1 protein-coding gene is annotated in these 413 nt (G+C 44.6%); it reads right to left on the bottom strand.

Annotated features, from left to right (window positions below):
- Positions 1-413 (bottom strand): AAA family ATPase (locus ACYUCW_RS18190; protein ID WP_460409191.1); only part of this gene is annotated, 413 nt, incomplete at both ends.

The following is a 413-nucleotide window of genomic DNA, read 5'->3' as shown; positions in this document are numbered from 1 at the left end:
GTGTGAGTTTCGTGATTTAGGTCTAGTACAGTCGTAAACTCATACTCAACCCCGTCACGCTGCTCTGATTTCATGCCAAGTTTATCTACGCCTTTCTTACCATTGCCTTTATCGACCTGAGCAGTTTCCGTTTTACTTCTCATCGTTGCGATAATATGCAGGTCAGACCGTAGGATCGCGTCGAGAAATGCATTGTGGCGTGGTGTTATTTCGCTCCATGCTGACCACGTATTTCCTCGATACTTGGCTTTTGCTAACACATCGAGTAATTCTAGACATCCTCCTGTTCCACTCCATTCGTGAGTAATACTGTCGATTATCAAATTATCGTAGCCAGCTTCCTGCGCAACCCCGATAGCTTCAATAAATCGCTCTGGTGTGAATGGTGGATCTAACTCCAATACGTCAAAATT

This window comes from Proteus sp. MB838, assembly GCF_054767435.1.
Note: the sequence above shows the minus strand (reverse complement) of the source record. Positions and strands in the feature narration are given on the sequence as shown.